The organism is Gaetbulibacter aquiaggeris, assembly GCF_044003965.1.
Taxonomy (GTDB): Bacteria; Bacteroidota; Bacteroidia; order Flavobacteriales; family Flavobacteriaceae; genus Yeosuana; species Yeosuana aquiaggeris.
Map to the genome: position 1 here is coordinate 146,930 of NZ_JBAWKC010000005.1, position 21,826 is coordinate 168,755.

Annotated in this window: 18 protein-coding genes; 14 read left to right on the forward strand and 4 right to left on the reverse strand. The window is 33.8% G+C overall.

Features of this window, described 5'->3' with window-relative positions; translation table 11 throughout:
• The first annotated feature begins 7 nt into the window (after positions 1–7).
• Genes V8G56_RS14060 through V8G56_RS14070 form a run of 3 tightly spaced genes read left to right on the forward strand, consistent with a single transcriptional unit; the run spans position 8 to position 3,579 of the window.
• Positions 8–1,342, forward strand: coding sequence for a M28 family peptidase (locus V8G56_RS14060; protein ID WP_395439097.1), 1,335 nt, complete (start codon positions 8–10; stop codon positions 1,340–1,342).
• 11 nt (positions 1,343–1,353) lie between these two features.
• The gene (locus V8G56_RS14065) at positions 1,354–3,000 is read left to right on the forward strand and encodes a M1 family metallopeptidase (RefSeq protein ID WP_395439098.1); all 1,647 of its coding nucleotides are present in this window, start codon (positions 1,354–1,356) and stop codon (positions 2,998–3,000) included.
• Positions 3,001–3,579, forward strand: a complete 579-nt coding sequence (locus tag V8G56_RS14070; protein WP_395439099.1) for a YdeI/OmpD-associated family protein — start codon at positions 3,001–3,003, stop codon at positions 3,577–3,579.
• Here the strand turns inward: V8G56_RS14070 and V8G56_RS14075 are convergent, their stop codons facing one another.
• Together V8G56_RS14075 and V8G56_RS14080 are read right to left on the reverse strand one after the other, a co-directional pair.
• Entirely contained in the window at positions 3,580–5,046 is a 1,467-nt protein-coding gene (locus V8G56_RS14075) for a magnesium chelatase (RefSeq protein ID WP_395439100.1), read from the reverse strand.
• A gap of 6 nt (positions 5,047–5,052) precedes the next feature.
• Positions 5,053–6,180 (reverse strand): vWA domain-containing protein, encoded by a 1,128-nt coding sequence (locus V8G56_RS14080; RefSeq protein WP_395439101.1) that lies wholly within the window; start codon positions 6,178–6,180, stop codon positions 5,053–5,055.
• A gap of 108 nt (positions 6,181–6,288) precedes the next feature.
• Here V8G56_RS14080 and V8G56_RS14085 point away from each other — a divergent pair, with 108 nt between their 5' ends.
• Positions 6,289–9,510, forward strand: coding sequence for a WD40/YVTN/BNR-like repeat-containing protein (locus V8G56_RS14085; protein WP_395439102.1), 3,222 nt, complete (start codon positions 6,289–6,291; stop codon positions 9,508–9,510).
• Between the two features lie 51 nt (positions 9,511–9,561).
• Here V8G56_RS14085 and V8G56_RS14090 read toward each other — a convergent pair whose 3' ends face one another.
• Positions 9,562–10,239 carry a Crp/Fnr family transcriptional regulator gene (locus V8G56_RS14090; RefSeq protein WP_395439103.1) on the reverse strand — a complete coding sequence of 226 codons (678 nt, stop codon included), beginning with the start codon at positions 10,237–10,239 and terminating at the stop codon, positions 9,562–9,564.
• A 143-nt stretch (positions 10,240–10,382) separates the two neighbouring features.
• On the opposite strand from V8G56_RS14090, the gene V8G56_RS14095 reads away from it, so the two are divergent.
• The 9 genes from V8G56_RS14095 (at position 10,383) to V8G56_RS14135 (ending at position 19,615) form a co-directional block, all read left to right on the forward strand.
• Positions 10,383–12,758 carry a heavy metal translocating P-type ATPase gene (locus V8G56_RS14095; protein WP_395439104.1) on the forward strand — a complete coding sequence of 792 codons (2,376 nt, stop codon included), beginning with the start codon at positions 10,383–10,385 and terminating at the stop codon, positions 12,756–12,758.
• Positions 12,759–12,825: 67 nt separating this feature from the next.
• Positions 12,826–13,011 (forward strand): cbb3-type cytochrome oxidase assembly protein CcoS, encoded by a 186-nt coding sequence (gene ccoS / locus V8G56_RS14100; RefSeq protein WP_395439105.1) that lies wholly within the window; start codon positions 12,826–12,828, stop codon positions 13,009–13,011.
• A gap of 11 nt (positions 13,012–13,022) precedes the next feature.
• Positions 13,023–15,206: a cytochrome-c oxidase, cbb3-type subunit I gene (gene ccoN, locus V8G56_RS14105; RefSeq protein WP_395439106.1), complete on the forward strand. Its 2,184-nt coding sequence runs from the start codon at positions 13,023–13,025 to the stop codon at positions 15,204–15,206.
• A gap of 21 nt (positions 15,207–15,227) precedes the next feature.
• Positions 15,228–15,419 (forward strand): CcoQ/FixQ family Cbb3-type cytochrome c oxidase assembly chaperone, encoded by a 192-nt coding sequence (locus V8G56_RS14110; protein ID WP_331632821.1) that lies wholly within the window; start codon positions 15,228–15,230, stop codon positions 15,417–15,419.
• Positions 15,416–16,360 (forward strand): cbb3-type cytochrome c oxidase N-terminal domain-containing protein, encoded by a 945-nt coding sequence (locus V8G56_RS14115; protein WP_395439107.1) that lies wholly within the window; start codon positions 15,416–15,418, stop codon positions 16,358–16,360. Before V8G56_RS14110 ends, V8G56_RS14115 begins: the two co-directional genes overlap by 4 nt.
• A gap of 77 nt (positions 16,361–16,437) precedes the next feature.
• Positions 16,438–17,862 (forward strand): cytochrome c oxidase accessory protein CcoG, encoded by a 1,425-nt coding sequence (gene ccoG / locus V8G56_RS14120; RefSeq protein ID WP_395439108.1) that lies wholly within the window; start codon positions 16,438–16,440, stop codon positions 17,860–17,862.
• Positions 17,863–17,874: 12 nt separating this feature from the next.
• Positions 17,875–18,321 carry a FixH family protein gene (locus tag V8G56_RS14125; protein WP_395439109.1) on the forward strand — a complete coding sequence of 149 codons (447 nt, stop codon included), beginning with the start codon at positions 17,875–17,877 and terminating at the stop codon, positions 18,319–18,321.
• A gap of 3 nt (positions 18,322–18,324) precedes the next feature.
• Positions 18,325–19,026, forward strand: a complete 702-nt coding sequence (locus V8G56_RS14130) for a sulfite exporter TauE/SafE family protein (RefSeq protein ID WP_395439110.1) — start codon at positions 18,325–18,327, stop codon at positions 19,024–19,026.
• Positions 19,027–19,201: 175 nt separating this feature from the next.
• Entirely contained in the window at positions 19,202–19,615 is a 414-nt protein-coding gene (locus tag V8G56_RS14135; protein ID WP_395439111.1) for an OsmC family protein, read from the forward strand.
• A gap of 78 nt (positions 19,616–19,693) precedes the next feature.
• Here V8G56_RS14135 and hemN read toward each other — a convergent pair whose 3' ends face one another.
• Positions 19,694–21,058 (reverse strand): oxygen-independent coproporphyrinogen III oxidase, encoded by a 1,365-nt coding sequence (gene hemN, locus V8G56_RS14140; RefSeq protein WP_395439112.1) that lies wholly within the window; start codon positions 21,056–21,058, stop codon positions 19,694–19,696.
• Between the two features lie 124 nt (positions 21,059–21,182).
• On the opposite strand from hemN, the gene V8G56_RS14145 reads away from it, so the two are divergent.
• A complete protein-coding gene (locus V8G56_RS14145; RefSeq protein ID WP_395439113.1) occupies positions 21,183–21,764 on the forward strand; it encodes a superoxide dismutase family protein in 582 nt (193 codons plus the stop codon).
• Positions 21,765–21,826 lie beyond the last annotated feature (62 nt).

Below are 21,826 nucleotides of genomic sequence, written 5' to 3' on the forward strand. Positions count from 1 at the left end.
ATAAATCATGAATAAATTATGGACTGTTGCGCTATTCTTTTCATTTCAAATCATAATAGCACAATCACAGGTAAAACTCTATCAAATTATTGATAGTATTTCTCCCAAAAAAATTGAAAAAAGCATACAAACCCTCGTTAATTTTGGAACTAGGAATACCTTTAGTGATACCATTTCAAAGACCCATGGTATTGGAGCTGCAAGACGTTGGATAAAATCTGAATTTGAATCCATCTCAAATGATTGTAACGAGTGCTTAAACGTATTTTATCAAAAAGATTTTGTGACTAAAGAAGGGAATTCTAGGGTACCTCATGATGCCTGGGTAATTAATGTGGTAGCCGTTCAAAAAGGAACCAAATATCCCAACAGATATATTATCATGAGTGGCGATATTGACTCTCGTGCAGGTGATACCATGGATTTTACTAATGATGCACCTGGAGCCAATGATAATGCTTCAGGAATGGCTGGCACAATGGAAGCGGCCAGAGTTTTATCAAAGTACAAATTTGAGAATAGCATTATTTATGTAGGGCTTTCAGGTGAAGAGCAAGGTCTTTTTGGAGGTGCAGGTTTAGCAAAATATGCTCAGGAACAAGGTTGGGACATTATTGGGGTTTTAAACAATGATATGATTGGAAATATTAAAGGTGTTGATGGGGTTATCGATAATAGAAGCTTTAGAATTTTCTCAGAACCAGTACCACCAACCGAAACAGAACGTGAACGACAAATGAGACGTTTTTATGGCGGCGAAGTTGATGGCATCTCTCGACAGTTAGCCAGATACGTTCATAAAAATGTAAAAACATATATGCCAGAAATGAACCCTATGATGGTGTACAGATTAGATCGTTTTGGCCGTGGTGGCCATCATCGCCCTTTTAACGATTTAGGTTTTGCAGGTATTCGAATCATGGAAGCACATGAAAATTACACACAGCAGCATCAAAATGTTAGAGAAGAAAATGGTATTAAATATGGTGATGTTATTGAACACGTCAATTTTGATTATGCTAAAAAACTTACTGCCGTAAATGCTATAAATTTAGCAAGTTTAGCTTGGGCTCCACCAGCACCTAAAAATGTGGCCATTGGCGGAATTGTTGAAGCTTCCGCAAAATTTGAGTGGGATAAAGTAGATGGTGCCGTTGGTTATAAAATTTATTGGCGTGATACCACATCACCAACATGGGATAATAGTCGCTTTGTAGGCGATGTTTCAGAGTTCGTCCTAAAAGGTGTTGTTATTGATAATTATTTCTTTGGCATTGCTTCTGTGGGAAAAAATGGCTTTGAAAGCCCCGTTGTATTTCCTAATAAATTAATGAGAAACTAAATATTTGTAATATGTTGAAAAGGCTCATATTAATCGCCATTATTGTTTCATCAGGAAACTCGTTTCTTCAGGCACAAGGTCTATTAGAAGAAAAAAATAATTTTACAAAACAAGACACACTCAGAGGAACTATCACACCTGAGCGTTCTTGGTGGGATTTAACTTATTACCACTTAAATATAAAAGTAGAACCTGAAATAAAATTTATTTCTGGCAGTAATACGATCCAATATAAAGTGATTGACTCACAGAAAGATTTACAAATTGATTTACAAGCCCCATTAAAAATAACCAAAGTGGTTCAAGATGGAGAAGAATTAAACATTGTAAATGATGGTAATGCTCATTTTATAAAACTTAACAGTGTTCAAGATATAGGAAGTATTAAAACTATTGAAATTTTCTATGAGGGCAACCCCAAAGAAGCAGTAAGAGCACCTTGGGATGGTGGGTTTTCATGGAAAAAAGACGGCAACGGAAATGATTTTGTAGCCACATCATGTCAAGGTTTAGGAGCAAGCGTCTGGTGGCCTTGTAAAGACCATATGTATGATGAAGTAGATAGTATGTTAATTAGCGTAAACACGCCTAAAGGCTTAATGGATGTATCTAATGGCAGATTGAGAAGCGTGGAACAATATGGCGACACAAAAACTTTCAGTTGGTTTGTTGATAATCCTATAAATAATTATGGTGTCAATGTTAATATTGCCGATTATGCTCATTTCTCAGAAGTTTATGATGGAGAAAATGGCAACTTAGATATGGATTATTACGTATTGAAAGATAATCTAGAAAAAGCTAAAGAACATTTTAAAGATGCACCAAAAATGATGAAAGCTTTTGAATATTGGTTTGGTCCGTATCCGTTTTACAAAGATGGCTATAAGTTAGTCGAAGTACCCTATTTGGGCATGGAACACCAAAGCTCTGTTACTTATGGAAACAAATATATGAAAGGGTATTTAGGAAGGGATTTATCAGGAACAGGCTGGGGTTTAAAATCTGATTTCATCATTATTCATGAATCGGGTCACGAATGGTTTGCAAATAATATTACCTATAAAGACATTGCCGATATGTGGATTCACGAAGGATTTACGGCTTATTCTGAAAATTTATTTGTAGACTATTATTATGGAAAAGAAGCGTCTGCTGATTATGTTATTGGTACCAGACAAAACATAAGAAATGACCGACCAATAATTGGTTATTACAATGTTAATAAAGAAGGCTCAGGAGATATGTATCCTAAAGGCGCTAATATGTTACACACTTTAAGACAGCTTATTGAAAATGACGAAAAATGGCGTCAAATATTAAGAGGTTTAAATAGAACTTTTTATCATCAAACAGTCACTACACAACAAATTGAAGATTATTTAAGTAAAGAAACGGGTATTGATTTAACAGCCTTTTTTAATCAGTATTTAAGAACTACTGAAATTCCAACTTTAGAATATAAAATTGAAAATAAAGAATTAAAATACAGATGGACACATATTGTAGATCAATTTGACATGCCAATTCAAGTGACAATAAACGATAAAGAACAATGGATCTTTCCAACCGCTCAATGGAAAACAATGCCAATAGAATATAATAACCCTGTCTTAAAAGTTGACAGAAATTTTTATGTTGATGTAAACAAAATATAAGTGACCGAAGAAACCTCAGAATTATATTTTAAGAATCATGATGAATGGCGAAAATGGTTACACGAAAATCATTGTACATCAAAAGGCGTTTATTTAATCTTTTACAAGGTTGACCATGAAGCGGACAGTATGCGCTGGGAAGAAGCGGTTAAAGTAGCTTTATGTTATGGCTGGATAGATTCAACAGTTAAAAGTTTGGGCAATGGTAAACGCAGACAATATTTTACTCCACGAAACCAAAAAAGTGTCTGGAGTGCTTTAAATAAAAGATATATTAAAGAGTTGTTGGCATGTGGCTTAATGCATGATGCCGGATTAAAAAAAATTGAAATAGCAAAACAAAATGGTTACTGGTCAGTTTTAGATGATGTTGAAAAAGGTATTATTCCTGAAGATTTAGGAAGTGCATTTGATAAAAACTCCACAGCATTTAATAACTATCAAAACTTTTCCCCATCTTACAGAAAAAGCTATTTATACTGGCTCAATCAAGCTAAACGAGATGCCACCAGACAAAAGCGCATCACTGAAATTATTCAATTATGCGCTCATAATATTAAAAGCAGAGGTGATTGGTAATTAAATACCACTTATAAAACTCCCATAAGGATCTTTAAACTGAGTGCCTTCTGTAAATCGATATTTACTTAATTGCTTAAACTCCACTAAAGCCCACAGCACAAATTCCTTCACAAAATAGCTGTCTTCCTTTGCTAAATTGGGTTGGTGTTTTCCTAATAAATCATCTAAAGGCGAAATGGCATCCAGCAGATTTTTATATGCTTTCTCTCGGGCATCATCTAATAATTCAAACCCTTCCTTTTGATTAAAAAACCAAGAGACAATATCATCATAAGGTGATTCTTCATCTTGAGCTTTTAACTTTTCAATCTTTGGAAAAAACTCCTCGAACAAACTTTTTACGGCTTCACCTATTAAGTTATAGGCTACTACTGCCGCACCTTCTTGTTCTCCTTCATAAACCAGTTCCACCTTACCAGTAATGGATGGAATAATTCCAATAAAATCACTTAATCGCACCATTGTTTTGGCATCGCCTGCTTTCAAAGCTCTGCGCTCTGCAGTACTTAATAAATTTTCTAAGGCGGTAATGCTCAATCTGGCACTTACCCCACTTTTTGCATCAATAAAGTCACTTTCACGCGCTTCAAAAACAATTTGTTCTAATAAATCTCTGGCTAAATCTGGTACTACCACCATTTCTTTCTGACTTTCTACTAGTTTAGCTTCTTGTTCTGTAATTAATCTGGCCGTTTCTATATCAACCGGGTAATGCGTTAATATCTGGGAACCTATTCTATCCTTTAAAGGCGTAACGATACTTCCTCTATTGGTATAATCTTCAGGGTTTGCAGTAAATAAAAACTGAATATCTAAAGGTAGTCTTACTTTAAACCCACGAATTTGAATATCACCTTCCTGTAAAATATTAAACAGCGCCACTTGAATTCTTGCTTGCAAATCTGGCAACTCATTAATTACAAAAATACAGCGATTGGCGCGAGGAATCATACCATAATGAATCACTCGATCATCTGCATAACTTAATTTTAAATTAGCTGCTTTTATAGGGTCAACATCGCCAATAATATCGGCTACAGTAACATCTGGTGTGGCCAGCTTTTCTGCAAAGCGCTCACTTCTGTGCAACCAGGCAATTGGGGTGTCTTGTCCCTTTTCTTTAATTAATTCAATAGCAAAGCGTGAAATAGGATTTAAAGGATCATCATTAACTTCAGATCCTTCAACATAGGGGATATATTCATCTAATAAATTGATCATTAATCGTGCTAACCGCGTTTTTGCCTGTCCGCGTAAACCTAATAAATTGATATTATGACGAGATAAAATAGCGCGTTCCAACTCTGGTATGACGGTACTTTCATAACCATGAACGCCTTCAAAAGTGGTTTCTTTATTCTTTATTTTCTGAATTAAATTATCTCTCAACTCATCTTTTATAGATTTACTTTTATACCCTGCTTTATTTAAGGCGCCTAAGGTTTTTATTGTTTCAATTTTCATAAGTTTTTATCCTCTAATTCTTTTTTTTCTATTGGTTTCATAATCTTCAAAAATCATTTCTCCCAAGCCTTTTAACCCAGTGTAAAAAGCTTTTCCTTGATTTGCATAGGTGAATTCCCTAACAAATTGCATTAAATACGGGTCTTGTGCAATCATAAAGGTAGTGATTGGAATGTGTAAGCGTCTTGCCTGCTGTGCCGTGGCATAACATTTATTAACAATATGTTTGTCTAAACCATTACTGTTTTTATAATACTGTCCGTCTGGCAACCTTAAACAACTGGGCTTCCCATCGGTAATCATAAATATTTGTTTATTGGTATTACGCTTTCTGCGAAGCAAATCCATAGCTAACTGCAATCCTGCAACTGTGTTAGTATGATAAGGTCCCACTTTTAAATAGGGTAAGTCTTTAATTTCTATTTGCCAGGCATCGTTTCCAAATACTAAAATGTCTAAAGTGTCTTTTGGGTATCTTGTGGTGATTAATTCTGCCAGAGCCATCGCCACTTTCTTAGCCGGGGTAATTCTATCTTCTCCATATAGAATCATACTGTGACTAATATCAATCATTAAAACGGTACTCATTTGAGATTTGTGCAACGTTTCCTCAACAACTAAATCTTCTTCTGAGATGCTAAAATCACCTATGCCGTGATTGATCTGAGCATTCTTTAAACTTTCGGTAATGGAGACTTTATCTAAAGAATCACCAAACTGGTAGTTCCTAAAATCGCCGGTGTGCTCATCCCCTATTCCAGGGCTCTTACTTTTATGATTTCCTTGACCACTTCTTTTAATACTTCCAAAAATTTGATCTAATGCCTGTTGTCTTATGGCGCGTTCTGTTTTTGCAGTGATAGCCAAAGCACCATTTCCATCAGGATCAATTTCTTCTCTTATATAACCTTTCTTTTTAAGATCTTCTATAAAATCATCAATAGTGTATTCAGACGTAGTTAATTTATATTCTTTATCTAATTCTCTTAACCAGTCAATAGCCTCATCAAAATCCCCTGAAGTATGCGTAATCAAATCTTTAAAAATATCAAAGAGTTTTTCAAAAGGTGATAAATTAGGTGCTTCATAGGTTTTAAAAACAAAGCCCTTTTTGTGAGATATATTTTTTGTCATAGCTCCATAAAAATACTACTTTTTATACATCAATTAGAAGGAACAACATCAATTTTATGAATTCAATAATAAGTTTTCGCTATTTTAGATGAATCAAAATTTTACATCATGAAAAATAGCCTTTTAATATTCGTTCTTCTCATCACCCAATCGTTTTTTTCTCAAGATTTTTCTATGGATCTAGTTAAAAACATGAAACCAAGAAATATTGGACCCGGAGGTATGTCCGGAAGAGTGACTTCTATTGATGTAGTTCAAAGTAATCCTGATATCATGTACGTTGGAACAGCCTCTGGTGGCCTATGGAAATCAACTTCTGGAGGCATAAAATGGAATCCGGTCTTTGATAACGAAGTGACTGCTTCTATTGGGGCTGTTGCTATTCAGCAATCGAATCCAAGTGTGATTTGGGTAGGCACCGGAGAAGGAAACCCAAGAAACAGTTTGAATGGTGGGTATGGCATTTACAAATCATTAGATGGCGGAAAACATTGGATTTCTATGGGTCTAGAAAAAACACGTCATATTCACAGAATAGTCATAGACCCAACCAATCCCACTATTATTTATGTTGCCGCCATTGGTTCGCCTTGGGGTGAACATCCTGAAAGAGGCATCTTTAAAACAACAGATGGCGGACAAACATGGAATAAAATATTATTTACCAACAATAAATCTGGAGCAGCTGATTTGATTATGGACCCAACCAATCCAAATAAATTAATCGCCGCCATGTGGGAACATAAAAGAGATCCCTGGTTTTTTAATTCTGGTGGAGAAGGCTCCGGTTTGTTTTTAACTCATGACGGTGGGAAATCATGGCATAAAATAGATGATCATGATGGATTTCCAAAAGGAAACTTAGGGCGTATTGGGGTTGCCATTGCAAGAAATAAACCCAATATTATTTATGCTTTAGTCGAAGCTAAAAAAAATGCCTTATATAAAAGTGTGGACGGTGGTTTTAAATGGGAAAAAATAAATGAGAATGACGATATTGGAAACCGGCCTTTTTATTATTCTGAATTATATGTAGATCCGCAAAATGAGAACAGAGTCTACTCTGTTTTTACATTCGTCAATGTAAGTGAAGATGGAGGAAAAAAATTTAGTCAATTAATGCCCTCATATGGTGCTGATAATGGGGTTCATCCAGATCATCATGCTTTTTGGATTCATCCAACAAATGGGAACTTTATGATTGATGGTAATGATGGCGGTATGAATATTACTAAAGATGGCGGAAAGTCATGGCGTTTTATAGGTAACCTTCCTGTTGGACAGTTTTATCACATTGCCATTGATAATGAATATCCTTATAACGTATATGGGGGCATGCAGGATAACGGGTCCTGGAGAGGTCCTGCCTATGTTTGGAAAGCTCAGGGAATAAGAAACTCCTATTGGCAAGAAATAAGTTTTGGAGATGGTTTTGATGTGGTTCCGGATAAAGATGATTCCCGGTTTGGATGGTCTATGAGCCAACAAGGCTATGTAAGCAGGTATGATTGGCAAACTGGAAATAATTATATTGTAAGACCTACACATCCAGAACCGAATATTGATTTAAGATTCAACTGGAATGCCGCGATTAATATTGATCCTTATAATAATAGTACTATCTATTTTGGCAGTCAGTTTGTACATAAATCGATTGATAAAGGTGAGACCTGGTCCATAATATCTCCTGATTTAACAACTAATGATCCAGAAAAACAAAAGCAAGATCAAAGTGGTGGTCTTACTATGGATGCCACCGGAGCAGAAAACTATACCACCATTATTGTAATTGAACCTTCACCGATTGAAAAAGATATGATTTGGGTTGGAACAGATGATGGCAGAGTACAAATGACCCAAAATGGCGGTGGTAGCTGGACAGATGTCTCGAAAAACATTAAAGGATTACCTCAGGGAAGTTGGATTCCACAAATAAAAGCATCCAATAAAAATAAAGGGGAAGCCTTGTTAATTGCTAATGATTACAGACGTTTTAATTATACACCGTATGCTTTCAGAACCAAAGATTACGGTAAAAATTGGGAACGAATTGTTGATGAGAATGATGTGAAGAGTTATGCCCTGTGTATTCTAGAAGATTTTGAAGAGCCTAATTTGATGTTTTTAGGAACCGATGATGGCCTTTACATTTCAATGGATGCAGGAAATAAATGGACTAAATGGACGGCAGGCTTTCCTACGGTTTCAGTAAAAGACCTGATTATTCAACAAAGAGAAAATGATTTAGTGATAGGCACTTTTGGAAGAGCCGCCTGGGTTCTTGATGATATTAGACCTTTACGAGCACTTGCAAAAAACAAAGAAATTCTTAACCAAAAATTAGAATTGTTCACACCACCAACGGCCTACTTAGCAGCTTATCAGCAACCATCGGGTAGTCGATTTGGTGCTGACGACATGTTTAATGGTAAAAATAGAGGTTTTGGCGCTCAATTGTCCTATTATGTTACCATTGATGAAAAGAAAACAGAAGATAAGGACAAAAAGAAAGATGAAGAGGTTGATGAAAATGAAGAAGATGAAACTAAAGAAAAAGAAGATGCTAAAGTGACATGGGATTCTATTAAAATGATGGTTTATGATGGGGATCGTTTAATTAGAACTCTTAAGGAAAAAGCTCCTGATTCTTCTGGTATCCACAGATTAACATGGTCTCTTGATGAAGCAGGAGTTGACAGACCCTCCAGAAAGGTTAATAAAAGAAATAGAGAACCAGGTGGCGTCACCGTAAAACCAGGGAACTATAAAGTCGCTATTTCTTTTGGTGACCAGGTTTCAGAAAAAATAATTTTAGTTAAGACAGACCCTAGACTTGAGGTGTCCTTATCAAACATTGATCAAGTTTATGCGGCTTCTAAAAATTTAGAAACCATGCAACAGTCTATGGCTGATGCCGTTAAACAATTAATTGAAAGCAAACAAACCGCGGAAAAATTTCAAACAGATTTAAAGAAACTTAATAAAGACAAATATAAAGATGAGATAAAATCTTCCAAGGACATTATTAAACAAATTGATGCTATTATTGATATTTATTTAGGAAAAGAAGATAAACGTCAAGGAATCACTCGCAATCCCGAAACCACCGTAAATCAAAGAATAGGACTTGCTAATGGGTATGTTAGCTCCAGACAAAACGGATTGACATCAACAGAAACTGCTCTAATAAAAAATGCTAAAGATGCATTAATTGATGCTTTAGATAAAACCAATAAATTCTTTATAGAAACTTGGACCCCTTATCAAGTAAAAATGGAACAATTACAAATTAATCCATTTAAAGAAATAAAGTCATTCGAAATTGATTAAAACAAAAAAGGCTCTGAAATTTCAGAGCCTTTTTATTATCATGTCTTAAGGTTATTCTACACGTTTTAAACCCTCTATATCAATTATTTTAATTTGTTTCCCTATAGTGGTGATAAGCCTTTCTTTTTTAAATTGAGAAATCACTCTGATGGTTGATTCTGTGGCAGTGCCAATAATATTTGCAAAATCTTCTCTTGACAACAATACACTTAAAGTACCGTCAGATTTCGTTCCAAAACTATCATTAATGTAAATCAAAGTTTCAGCTAAACGTTGTCTCACAGATTTCTGAGCCATATTTACAATAATATCATCAGCTTCTTTTAAATCTAAAGCCATCTCTTTTAATAAATCATAAGTGAAATTAGTATTTTTTTGAAGATCAATCATAATTTCGGCTTTTGGTATAAAACATAATTCCATATCATTTAGAGCAATGGCACTAAGATTCACACTTTCATCACTTACTAATGAACGTTGACCCAATAACTCCCCTTTAACCACTAATTTTATAATCTGATCCTTTCCGTTTGAACTTAATTTGGTGAGTTTGCAAATACCATCTCTAACACAGTAAATACCTTTTAATACATCCCCTTCTTCAAAGATCACTTCCCCTTTTTTTACTGTTCTGGTGGTTTTACAACTTGATATTCTCATTAATTCTTCGTTTGTCAAAGTCTTAAGAGAATTAAATTGTTTAATAATACATTGTTCACACTTACCCATAGTTACCCATAGTCTTATTTAAAGAGTTGTAAAAATAATTAAAACCTAACAATTATCATATTTTATAAACATGACATATATCATATTTCAATTTGGTTATCTTTGAAATCTTTGCAAAAGGTACAAAAGGAGTAAATAAATTTATGGAACATCATACTTGTTTCCACTGTGGTTTAGACACAACAAATTCTGAAATCATATTTGATGAAAAGTCATTTTGCTGCAATGGCTGCAAAACTGTTTATGAAATATTTTCAGAAAATGATTTGACCTGTTATTATGATTTACAGCAAGCACCAGGTTCTACTCCAAAAGAAATTGAAGGCAAATATAATTTTTTAGATAATGAAAAGATTGTTGAAAAATTACTTGAATTTAATGATGAAAAAACGCAAATAATCACCTTATACATTCCTCATATCCATTGTAGCTCATGTATTTGGGTGTTAGAAAATTTAAGTAAAATTCATCCGTCGGTCAGCTTCTCCATGGTAAACTTTGGTAAAAAGAATGTCAGAATTACTTATAATTCTGAAACCCTTAGTTTAAAAAATTTAGTGATTCTATTAAATAGTATAGGCTATGAACCGTTTATTAGTTTAGATGATTATGGTCCTAGCAAGAAAAATATTGACCGATCTTTAATATATAAACTAGGGTTTGCAGGATTTGCTTTCGGAAATGTGATGTTTTTATCTTTTCCGGAATATTTTGAAGTGAATGAATTTTGGCTTGAACAATATAAGCCTTTATTTAGGTGGCTCATGTTTTCTTATTCTATTCCCGTCGTTTTTTATTCCGCACAAGAATATTTTATTTCAGCTTACAAAGGATTGCGGTCTAAAATATTAAACATTGATGTGCCCATAGCTTTAGGAATCCTAGTGCTGTTTATAAGAAGTTCCGTAGAAATTATTTATGATATTGGTCCGGGCTTTTTTGATAGCTTAACAGGCCTTATTTTCTTCCTGTTACTAGGAAGGTTTTTTCAACAAAAAACATATTCTTTCCTATCTTTTGAGCGCGATTACAAATCATACTTTCCCATAGGTATTACTAAAATTTTACCCAATGGAAAAGAGGAATCTGTTCAGGTTTATGATATTGAAAAAGGTGACAGACTCTTAATAAGAAATGAAGAATTGATTCCAGTAGATTGTATTTTAATTAAAGGAAAAGCACATATAGATTATAGTTTTGTAACCGGAGAAGCTAAAGCGGTCACAAAAAATTCAGGTGACAAACTTTTTGCAGGCGGAAAACAGCTCGATGGGGTTATTGAAGTTGATGTTTTAAAATCTGTAGAGCAAAGTTATTTAACCCAGTTATGGAGTAATGACGTTTTTAAAACAGATAAAGAAGAATCTTTTACAAGCATCACAAATAGTATCAGTAAATATTTTACAATAGCTATTTTATCCATCGCTATCATTTCAACAAGTTTTTGGCTTTTTACTGATTCCAGCAAAGCTTTAAATGTTTTTACAGCCATTTTAATTATTGCCTGCCCATGTGCTCTAGCACTTTCAGCCCCTTTTACATTTGGAAATATTTTACGCATTTTAGGAACTAAAAAATTCTATCTGAAAAATGCCAGTGTCATTGAACAATTAGCTAAAATAGACACCATCATTTTTGATAAAACTGGAACTATTACATCAAATAAAAACACCACTATAAATTATGAAGGCACCAATCTTTCAGATGAAGAAGAATTAACTTTAAAGAGCACTTTAAGAGGCTCAAATCACCCATTAAGTCGAGCTTTATACGAGCTTCTGAATGATCATAATATTGTTTCATTAGACAATTATCAGGAATATATTGGTGAAGGAATTACAGGCCAATATAAAGAAACACAAATAAAAATAGGCTCTGCTCCTTTTGTGGGTTACACAAATGAGAACACTTCTTTAAACACTATTGTACATGTAAGCACTAATAATACCTACAAAGGCAAATTCACCTTTTACAATGCGTATAGGAAAGGCTTATCATATTTATTTAATACATTAAAAAAGGAATTTGATTTAGTCATTCTTTCAGGAGATAATGAAGGCGAAAAAGAAAATTTAACCAAATTATTACCCGCAAAAACAAAATTATTATTTAACCAAAAACCAGAAGACAAATTAGAATATATAAAATACCATCAAAGTGAAGGCGCCCATATTTTAATGGTAGGTGATGGATTAAATGATGCAGGAGCCTTGGCACAAAGTAATGTAGGTATTGCTATTTCAGAAAACGTCAATGTATTTTCTCCTGCCTGTGATGCCATCTTGGATGCTTCAAAATTTAATCAATTAGACCATTACATAAAGCTTTCAAAAACCGCTATAAAAATTATTAAATGGAGTTTTGCTTTATCCTTTATTTATAATATTATTGGACTTTATTTTGCTATAACGGGTCAATTGTCACCTGTTTTTGCAGCTATTTTAATGCCATTAAGTTCAATAAGTGTGGTTGTATTTACCACGCTGTCAACAAACATAGCCGGAAGAAAATTAAAGTAAAACATGATATATATCATTTTATTAGATAAACCATGAAAGTATTTTTAACACTTAAATATAACAAGGTATGAGTGTCATTTATATAATGCTGACTGTAAGCATTATTGTTGCTATTATTTTTTTTATAGCCTTTATTATTGCCGTAAAAAATGGCCAGTTTGATGACAGTTATACTCCTTCCGTTCGTATGTTGTTTGAAGACGAACTTGTAAAAGAAAAATCCAATAAATCAATTCTAACCAAAAAAGATTAATTTTTATAATTATGGAAATGCAACAATTTCATTACGATAATAAAATCGTTACAAAATTCATTTATGCCACAATAGTCTTTGGTGTTGTGGGAATGCTTGTAGGTTTAATACTTGCATTTATGTTTTTATTCCCTAACATGACTGATGGCATATCTTGGCTAAGTTTTGGTCGTTTAAGACCTTTACACACCAATGCGGTTATTTTTGCATTTGTAGGAAATGCCATGTTTGCCGGTATTTACTACTCTTTACAGCGCTTGCTAAAAACACGTATGGCAAGCGACCTATTAAGTAATATTAATTTTTGGGGTTGGCAGCTGATAATTGTTGCTGCTGCTATTTCTTTACCATTAGGATACTCAACATCTAAAGAATATGCCGAATTAGAATGGCCTATAGATATTGCTATTGCATTAATTTGGGTTGTTTTTGGTGTTAATATGATTTGGACAATACTAAAGAGAAGACAACGCCATTTGTATGTTGCTATTTGGTTTTATATTGCCACTTTTGTAACCGTAGCTGTACTTCATATTTTTAATAGTTTAGAACTTCCTGTCAATGCCCTTAAATCTTACTCCGTTTATGCCGGGGTTCAGGATGCCTTGGTACAATGGTGGTATGGTCACAATGCAGTAGCTTTCTTTTTAACCACACCTTTCTTAGGTTTAATGTATTATTTTGTTCCAAAAGCAGCCAATCGACCTGTGTATTCATATAGACTGTCCATTGTTCACTTCTGGTCATTAATCTTTATCTATATCTGGGCAGGACCTCATCACTTATTATACACGGCACTTCCTGAATGGGCTCAAAACCTTGGGGTTGCATTTTCGGTAATGCTTCTAATGCCTTCTTGGGGTGGTATGATCAACGGATTATTAACACTTAGAGGCGCCTGGGATAAAGTAAGAACTGACCCTGTTTTAAAATTTTTAGTAGTAGCCATCACAGGTTATGGTATGGCCACCTTTGAAGGACCTACGTTATCATTAAAAAATGTAAATGCCATTGCGCATTTTACTGACTGGATTATTGCACATGTGCATGTTGGAGCACTAGCCTGGAATGGTTTTATGGCATTTGGTATCATATATTATCTAGTGCCAAGATTATTTAAAACAAAACTGTTCTCAATAGGATTAGCTAATTTGCATTTCTGGTTAGGTACCTTAGGCATCATAATGTATGCCCTACCCATGTATGTCGCCGGGTTTACACAAGCCAGTATGTGGAAACAATTTAATCCTGATGGTACTTTAGTATATGGTAACTTCCTTGAAACCGTTTCAGAAATTATTCCTATGTATTGGATGCGTGCTATTGGTGGCACCTTATACTTGACTGGTATGCTTATTTTAGTTTACAATATCATTGCGACTATTAGATCTGGAAGCGCCGTCACCGATGAACTAGCTGAAGCTCCTGCATTAGAGCGCGTTTCTAAACATAGATTAGCAGGTGAAGCATGGCATTCTTGGTTAGAACGCAAACCTGTTAAATTAACCATTTTTGCAACGATTGCCATCCTAATTGGTGGTATTGTTCAAATTGTTCCAACCATATTAGTAAAATCTAATATCCCGACTATCGCCAGTGTAAAACCATATACACCCCTTGAACTTGAAGGACGCGATTTATACATACGCGAAGGATGCGTGGGTTGTCACTCACAAATGATTAGACCTTTCAGAAGTGAAGTGGAACGCTATGGAGAATATTCTAAAGCTGGAGAATATGTTTATGACCATCCTTTTTTATGGGGAAGTAAACGTACCGGGCCAGACTTACACCGCATAGGAGGTAAATACTCAGATAACTGGCATTTAAATCACATGTATGATCCTAGAAGTACTTCAAGTGGTTCTATCATGCCAAATTATAAATGGCTGGTAACATCTGAATTAGATAAATCTCAAACTGAAGCTAAAATGAAAACTATGGTTTCACTTGGTGTTCCATATTCAGAAGAAGAAATTGCAAATGCGCAACAACAAATGCTGGATCAAGGTACTGAAATAGAAAACAACCTTTATAATGACCCTGATTTTGTTACCAGTTATGAAGCCGATAAAAATAATGCGGCACAAAATGGAAGGCCGTTTGTGGAAATGAAAAATCGCGAAATAGTAGCCATGATTGCCTACTTGCAGCGATTAGGAACAGATATTAAAGTAAAAGATATTCAGGAATAATTAATTCATTAAAAAAGGAACATGTTAAAATTTGTCAAAAATTATATGGAGACCATTTCAGGAATTGAAATTTATCCAATCATATCTTTACTTATATTTTTCACTTTTTTTGTCATTCTTTTTTGGTGGGTATTTACTGCAAAAAAGGAATATATTAATAAAGTGAGTCAACTTCCATTAGATAATAATAACCAAAACGATATTTTGTTATGAGAAACCTTATTCCGTCTTACATCAGAGTACCCGTCATATTCTTTATAATTTTCGGGCTTGTAGAATATTTTGTCGATTCTGGTGCGCAACCAGCTTTTATAAAATTCCCAATAGTACTATTGTTTTTAACTTTGATCTTAATAATCCTAATTGCAATTGAAGCCATTGTAGGCGCTTTAGAAAATGTTATGTTTCAAAGCTTAAGTGCAAAAGAAAAAGAACGTTTTCTAGCCTCAAAAAACAAAACGCCAGAGTTTGCATGGATTAAAAACACTTATAAAAAATTAGTTGGCACAAAACCAATTGAAGAAGAAGGTGAATTGATTTTAGATCACAATTATGATGGTATTAAAGAATTAGATAATTCTTTACCGCCTTGGTGGTTATACTCTTTTTATGCCTCTATAATTTTTGCGGCTATATATTTAGTGAATTTCCACATATTTGGAAATAATAGTCAGTTTGATGAATATGCTGAAGAATATAAACAAGCCGAAATCAGTATTGCCGAATATAAAAAGAATGCTAAAGATTTAATAGACATCAATACCGTAACACTTTTAACAGATCCAGCAGATTTAAATAGTGGAAAAGCAATTTTTGAACAGAATTGCATAGCATGTCATATGGCTGATGGAGGAGGTGGCATTGGTCCAAACTTAACTGATAATCACTGGATTTTAGGTGGAGGTATTAAAAATGTATTTAAAACTATTACAGAGGGCGGACGTGATGGAAAAGGAATGATATCCTGGAAACAAAACTTTAAACCATCTGAGATAGCACAAGTAGCGAGTTATGTATTGTCTTTACAAGGTACTACACCAGCAAACCCTAAAGCACCTGAAGGGGATGTGTGGGTAGATGAAAGTGTGAGCGCTCCAGCTGTTGAAACAACAACCACTGAAGTAGATTCCTTGTCTGCTGCACCTGCTAAATAAAATTATCAACATTAAGAAGCAATAAATCAAAATAAATGATTGTTTTATTGCTTCTATAATATTATGACTCCATCAAAATGGAAACCCCTGAAAACGAAAATTTTAGAGATTCGATTGGCACCATAAACGAAGCAGGTAAGCGTGCTTGGGTTTTTCCTAAAAAGCCAAGTGGCAGACTGTATGAGTCAAGAAAGCTTCTAAGCTATTTTCTTTTAGCCTTTTTAGTTTTTTCTCCATTCATAAAAATTAATGGAAATCAATTTTTGATGTTCAACATATTAGAACGTCGATTTAATGTTTTTAGCTTTCCTTTTTGGCCTCAGGATTTCCACTTATTTGTCATCTCAATGTTAATCGGGGTTATTTTTATCACTTTATTTACAGTAGCTTTTGGTCGTATTTTCTGTGGATGGATTTGTCCTCAAACCATTTTTATGGAAATGGTATTCAGGCGTATTGAATTTTGGATAGATGGTGATAGAAGCAAACAAATTAAACTCGCAAAACAACCTTGGAATGCTGAAAAAATAAGAAAACGCCTTTTAAAATGGTTTATCTTTTTAGTGATTTCATTTCTGATTGCTAATGTATTTTTAGCTTATTTAATAGGCAGTGATAAAGTGGTTCAATATGTTGTTGAAGGTCCGTCAGAACATTTGTCTACCTTATTCCCATTAGGAATATTCACAGCAGTATTTTATTTTGTGTTTGCCTGGTTTAGAGAACAAGTCTGCATCATTGCCTGTCCGTATGGTAGATTGCAAGGAGTACTCTTAGATAATAAATCTATAGTAGTCGCTTATGACTATAAGCGTGGTGAGGCTGAAAATGGAAGAAAAAAATGGCGTAAAGGTGAAGATAGAAAGGCTCTAGGTCATGGTGATTGTATAGATTGTAAGCAATGTGTTCATGTATGTCCTACCAATATTGATATAAGAAACGGAACCCAACTGGAATGTGTGAATTGCACTGCATGTATTGATGAATGTGATACTATCATGGAAAAAATAGGCCTTGAAAAAGGGCTTATCAGATATGCCAGTGAAGCTGAAATAGAAAATAAGGAACCATTTAAATTAACTGCAAGATTAAAAGGGTACATTGCCGTACTCATAATTCTTACAGGAGTTTTAACAGGGATGTTATTTTTAAGAAATGATGTAGAAGCCAGAGTATTAAGATTACCCGGGCAATTGTATGAGCACAAGGAAAATAATGTTATTAGTAATGTATTTACATATAAATTAGTAAATAAAACAAATAAAGAAATTGATGATGTTATTTTCAAATTAAGAAAATATAAAGGGACTATTAAACTTGTTTCAACAAAAGATAATTTTACAGTGCCGTCACAAGGCATTGCTGAAGGCACTTTATTCATTGAGATAAACAAAAGTGACTTAAAAGGTGATAAAAATAAATTGATGATCGAGGTTTATAGTCATGAAAAACTGATTGAAACCACGACTGTTAACTTTTTAGGGCCAAGAAGTTATAACTAAAATAAAAATATTATGAAATTTAATTGGGGAACTGGAATTGTTTTAGCTTTTATTGGCTTTATTTCCTTTATCATGTATTTTGTTATTTCAATGAATTTTAACCAAAAATATGATCATGATTTAGTGACAGAGGATTATTATAAAGCAGAACTTGGTTATCAAGAAGATATTAATAAACAAAATAATGCCAAGGGTCTTGAAGAAGATATTTCATATACTAAAACATCAAAAGGCATAGTTTTTAAATTCCCATATAATTTTGATTCAAAAAAAATTACTGGTAAAGTGTTCCTATATAGACCATCTAACAAACAACTAGATTTTGAAACTCCAATTTCAATATCTGAATCTTATTTGCTCGTACCTGACAAACGTTTATTAGATGGTCGTTGGAACATTACAATTGATTGGCAGTATAACGAAACGTCATATCTGTTTAAAAAATCAATTGTATATTAAACTATGCTTATTTCGGCCTTTTTATTAGGACTATTAGGAAGTTTCCATTGTGTTGGCATGTGCGGACCTATCGCATTTATGCTTCCAGTTGACCGAAATAACACGTATAAAAAAGTTACTCAGCTTTCCTTATATCATATAGGCAGACTTTTATCTTACAGTATTATGGGATTGGTTTTTGGTCTCATTGGTAAAGGTCTGAATTTGTTTGGTTTCCAGCAACAACTCTCTATTATCATTGGAGTTATTATGATTATTGTTATACTTATCCCTTATAAAACATTTAATAAATACAATGTATCAAAACCAATTTATAAAGTCATTTCAAAAGTTAAATCTGCTTTAGGCTCTGCTTTAAAGAAAAAAACGTCTGATACTTTTTTAACTATTGGTTTTTTGAACGGATTTTTACCATGTGGATTAGTCTACATGGCCGTTTTTGGTGCTATTGCCGGTGGAAACGCCGCTGAAGGAAGTCTATATATGGCATTTTTTGGATTAGGCACCATTCCGTTAATGACCACTGCTATTTACTTTAGCAACTTTTTAAAAGGGGCCATGCGTCAAAAAATTCAAAAAGCGATTCCTGTTTTTGTGGTTTTAATAGGGGTTCTTTTTATCCTTAGAGGTCTTGGTTTGGGCATTCCTTACATCTCTCCTGCCCCAGTTTCAGATATGGTAACAGGTTCGATGAACTGCCATTAGGCCATTATCATACTTGCTAATTCAAGTGAACTATCTTTTTTATTAGCTATTTATTTAACATAAAAATATTATCTTTAAAAAAATAATATTACATGTTTTTTTATTACTGTACATAGAACATGTAATTCATACACTACATAAAATAAATATTCAATTAAAAACTAATTTAATCAACATGAAAAGAAAAGGAGAAGCCTTTTGGACGGGTACTGGAAAAGATGGTAATGGCCATTTAACAACACAAAGCAAAGTTTTAAATGAAACGCAATATTCATTCTCATCACGTTTTGAAAATGGCATTGGCACCAATCCTGAAGAATTAATTGCAGCGGCACATGCAGGATGTTTTACTATGAAATTGGCATTTATCTTACAAGCTAAAAACTATACAGCCGAATCATTGAACACCACTTGTAAAATAACTCTTGATGATGGTAGCATTACACAATCTCATTTAGTCCTTGATGCAAAGGTGAAAGGTATCTCCAAAAATGAATTTGAAGAATCAGTAAAAGATGCTGAGTTAAATTGCCCTATTTCAAAATTATTAGATACTCAAATTACTGTTGATTTCACTTTAAATAGTTAAAAATAAAAAAGGAACAACTTTTTAAAAGTTGTTCCTTTTAAAATTAAAATCAATCACTCTGCTATAAGTTATAAAAATTTAAACGGTCATTGAAAACAACTGTACATCAGGTGTTTTACGTTGTAACAATAAGTCAAAAGCCATACATATATTTCTGACAAAAGGTTGCCCTTTAGGTAAAATATTAATTGATTTGGCATGGATCTCTAACAATGCATCATGTTCCATTTCCTTAAGCTTGATTAACACCTCAGGAATTTCAGGAAAATACATGTGCTCAGATTCCCACGAGGTCTCAAAACTACACATCAAATTAAGTATGTGCCTTCTAATTACTAAATCTTCATTATTTAAAATATGTCCTCTGTAAACAGGTAATTCATTTTTTTCTAACAAATCGTAGTACTCTTCTATGACTTTCACATTTTGACCAAATCCATACCAACTATCACCTATTGAGGAAACCCCTAAACCAATCATCGTTTGTGTTTTTGAAGCAGTATACCCCATAAAGTTTCTATGTAAACTCTTTTTTTGCATAGATTTATATAAAGAATCTGATGGTAAAGCGAAATGATCCATGCCAATCTCATGATAACCAACTTCCATGAGCAATTGCTTGCCCAATTCATACTGCTGACGTTTTAATTCAGCTTTTGGTAAATCTGAATCTTTAAAACCACGTTGTCCATTACCTTTAATCCATGGTACATGGGCATAACTATAAAAAGCCAGTCTGTCTGGACCAAGTTCTTTTGTTTTTAAAATTGTTTGTTCCACATGCTCTAAAGTCTGAAACGGCAATCCAAAAATAATATCATGTCCAACAGATAAATAGCCGATTTCTCTCGCCGTTTCTGTAGCACGCTTTACATTTTCAAATGGTTGAATTCGGTGAATAGCCTTTTGAACGGTACTATTATAATCTTGTACACCAAAACTAACGCGATTGAATCCCACATCATACAAAGCTTGTAAGTGCGCTTTAGTCGTGTTATTAGGATGCCCTTCAAAACTAAATTCATGACCCTTTGCAAGAACGGCGTCTTTCAAAATACCTTTTATTAATTTTTTTAAATTTTCTGGATTAAAAAATGTAGGTGTTCCGCCTCCAAGATGCAATTCCTTAATAATAGGTTTTTCATTAAACAAATTCAAATATAAATTCCATTCTTTTAATACGGACTCTATATAAGGTGTTTCAACATCATGCTGTTTCGTTATTCTCTTATTGCATCCGCAAAACGTACATAAACTTTCACAAAAAGGCATATGAATATATAAACTAATCCCTTCTTTAGCATTACTTTCATTGAATGACGTTATTAAAGATTGCTTATATTTTTCGACAGAAAACGTATTGTCATTCCAATACGGAACGGTTGGATAGCTGGTATACCGAGGGCCAGCAATATTATATTTATTTACTAAAGACTTGTTCATACCTTCAAACTTAGGACAAAATTAATTGAATAGAAAATTTAATAACATGATATTGGTCATAATGAGATTTGCAAAAGGTTTAAATTAAGCTTAACTTACCTCAAAATTAAATTTTAAAACAATCATGAAAAAAACATCAATTTTCACATTAGCATTCATAATGGTTTTGACCTTAGCTTGTAAAAATACACAAAAAGAACCTGAGCAAAAAACTGAAGAAACCACTACAAAAAAAGAGGAAGTGACTTCAAACATTAAAGTCATTAAATTTACACTAGAACCAAAAAGTGATAGTAATGTTTCCGGAACCGTAACGTTTACAGAAGAAAATGGTTTAGTAACTATGGTTGCTGAAATGGAAGGCTTAACCGAAGGTATTCATGCCATACATATTCATGAAAAAGCAGATTGTTCTTCACCTGATGGTAAATCTACTGGTGGTCACTGGAATCCAACAGCACAACCACATGGACAATGGGGAGCAGAAGCAGGATACCACAAAGGAGATATAGGAAATTTTACAGCTGATGCCAGCGGAAAAGGCTCTATAACATTTGCAACAGATCAATGGTGTATTGGCTGTGGGGATGAAACAAAAGATATACTAGGCAAAGCTGTGATTGTGCATGCAGGTACTGATGATTATGTGACACAACCTACTGGTGATGCAGGTGGTAGAGTAAGCTGTACAGGAATTATTCAATAAGAGTCATTATATAATTTTATTTCAAAGCTACTGTAATAAGTAGCTTTTTTAATTTTTAGAAG

What these genes read in the sequence shown, in the direction of transcription:
- V8G56_RS14145 (WP_395439113.1), top strand. Translation starts at nt 21,183, where the DNA reads ATGAAAAAAACATCAATTTTCACATTAGCATTCATAATGGTTTTGACC.
- V8G56_RS14065 (WP_395439098.1), top strand. Translation starts at nt 1,354, where the DNA reads ATGTTGAAAAGGCTCATATTAATCGCCATTATTGTTTCATCAGGAAAC.
- V8G56_RS14115 (WP_395439107.1), top strand. Translation starts at nt 15,416, where the DNA reads ATGAGAAACCTTATTCCGTCTTACATCAGAGTACCCGTCATATTCTTT.
- V8G56_RS14080 (WP_395439101.1), bottom strand. Translation starts at nt 6,180, where the DNA reads ATGACAAAAAATATATCTCACAAAAAGGGCTTTGTTTTTAAAACCTAT.
- ccoS (WP_395439105.1), top strand. Translation starts at nt 12,826, where the DNA reads ATGAGTGTCATTTATATAATGCTGACTGTAAGCATTATTGTTGCTATT.
- V8G56_RS14130 (WP_395439110.1), top strand. Translation starts at nt 18,325, where the DNA reads ATGCTTATTTCGGCCTTTTTATTAGGACTATTAGGAAGTTTCCATTGT.
- ccoN (WP_395439106.1), top strand. Translation starts at nt 13,023, where the DNA reads ATGGAAATGCAACAATTTCATTACGATAATAAAATCGTTACAAAATTC.
- hemN (WP_395439112.1), bottom strand. Translation starts at nt 21,058, where the DNA reads ATGAACAAGTCTTTAGTAAATAAATATAATATTGCTGGCCCTCGGTAT.
- V8G56_RS14075 (WP_395439100.1), bottom strand. Translation starts at nt 5,046, where the DNA reads ATGAAAATTGAAACAATAAAAACCTTAGGCGCCTTAAATAAAGCAGGG.
- V8G56_RS14110 (WP_331632821.1), top strand. Translation starts at nt 15,228, where the DNA reads ATGTTAAAATTTGTCAAAAATTATATGGAGACCATTTCAGGAATTGAA.
- V8G56_RS14060 (WP_395439097.1), top strand. Translation starts at nt 8, where the DNA reads ATGAATAAATTATGGACTGTTGCGCTATTCTTTTCATTTCAAATCATA.
- V8G56_RS14125 (WP_395439109.1), top strand. Translation starts at nt 17,875, where the DNA reads ATGAAATTTAATTGGGGAACTGGAATTGTTTTAGCTTTTATTGGCTTT.
- V8G56_RS14085 (WP_395439102.1), top strand. Translation starts at nt 6,289, where the DNA reads ATGAAAAATAGCCTTTTAATATTCGTTCTTCTCATCACCCAATCGTTT.
- V8G56_RS14095 (WP_395439104.1), top strand. Translation starts at nt 10,383, where the DNA reads ATGGAACATCATACTTGTTTCCACTGTGGTTTAGACACAACAAATTCT.
- V8G56_RS14090 (WP_395439103.1), bottom strand. Translation starts at nt 10,239, where the DNA reads ATGGGTAAGTGTGAACAATGTATTATTAAACAATTTAATTCTCTTAAG.
- ccoG (WP_395439108.1), top strand. Translation starts at nt 16,438, where the DNA reads ATGGAAACCCCTGAAAACGAAAATTTTAGAGATTCGATTGGCACCATA.
- V8G56_RS14135 (WP_395439111.1), top strand. Translation starts at nt 19,202, where the DNA reads ATGAAAAGAAAAGGAGAAGCCTTTTGGACGGGTACTGGAAAAGATGGT.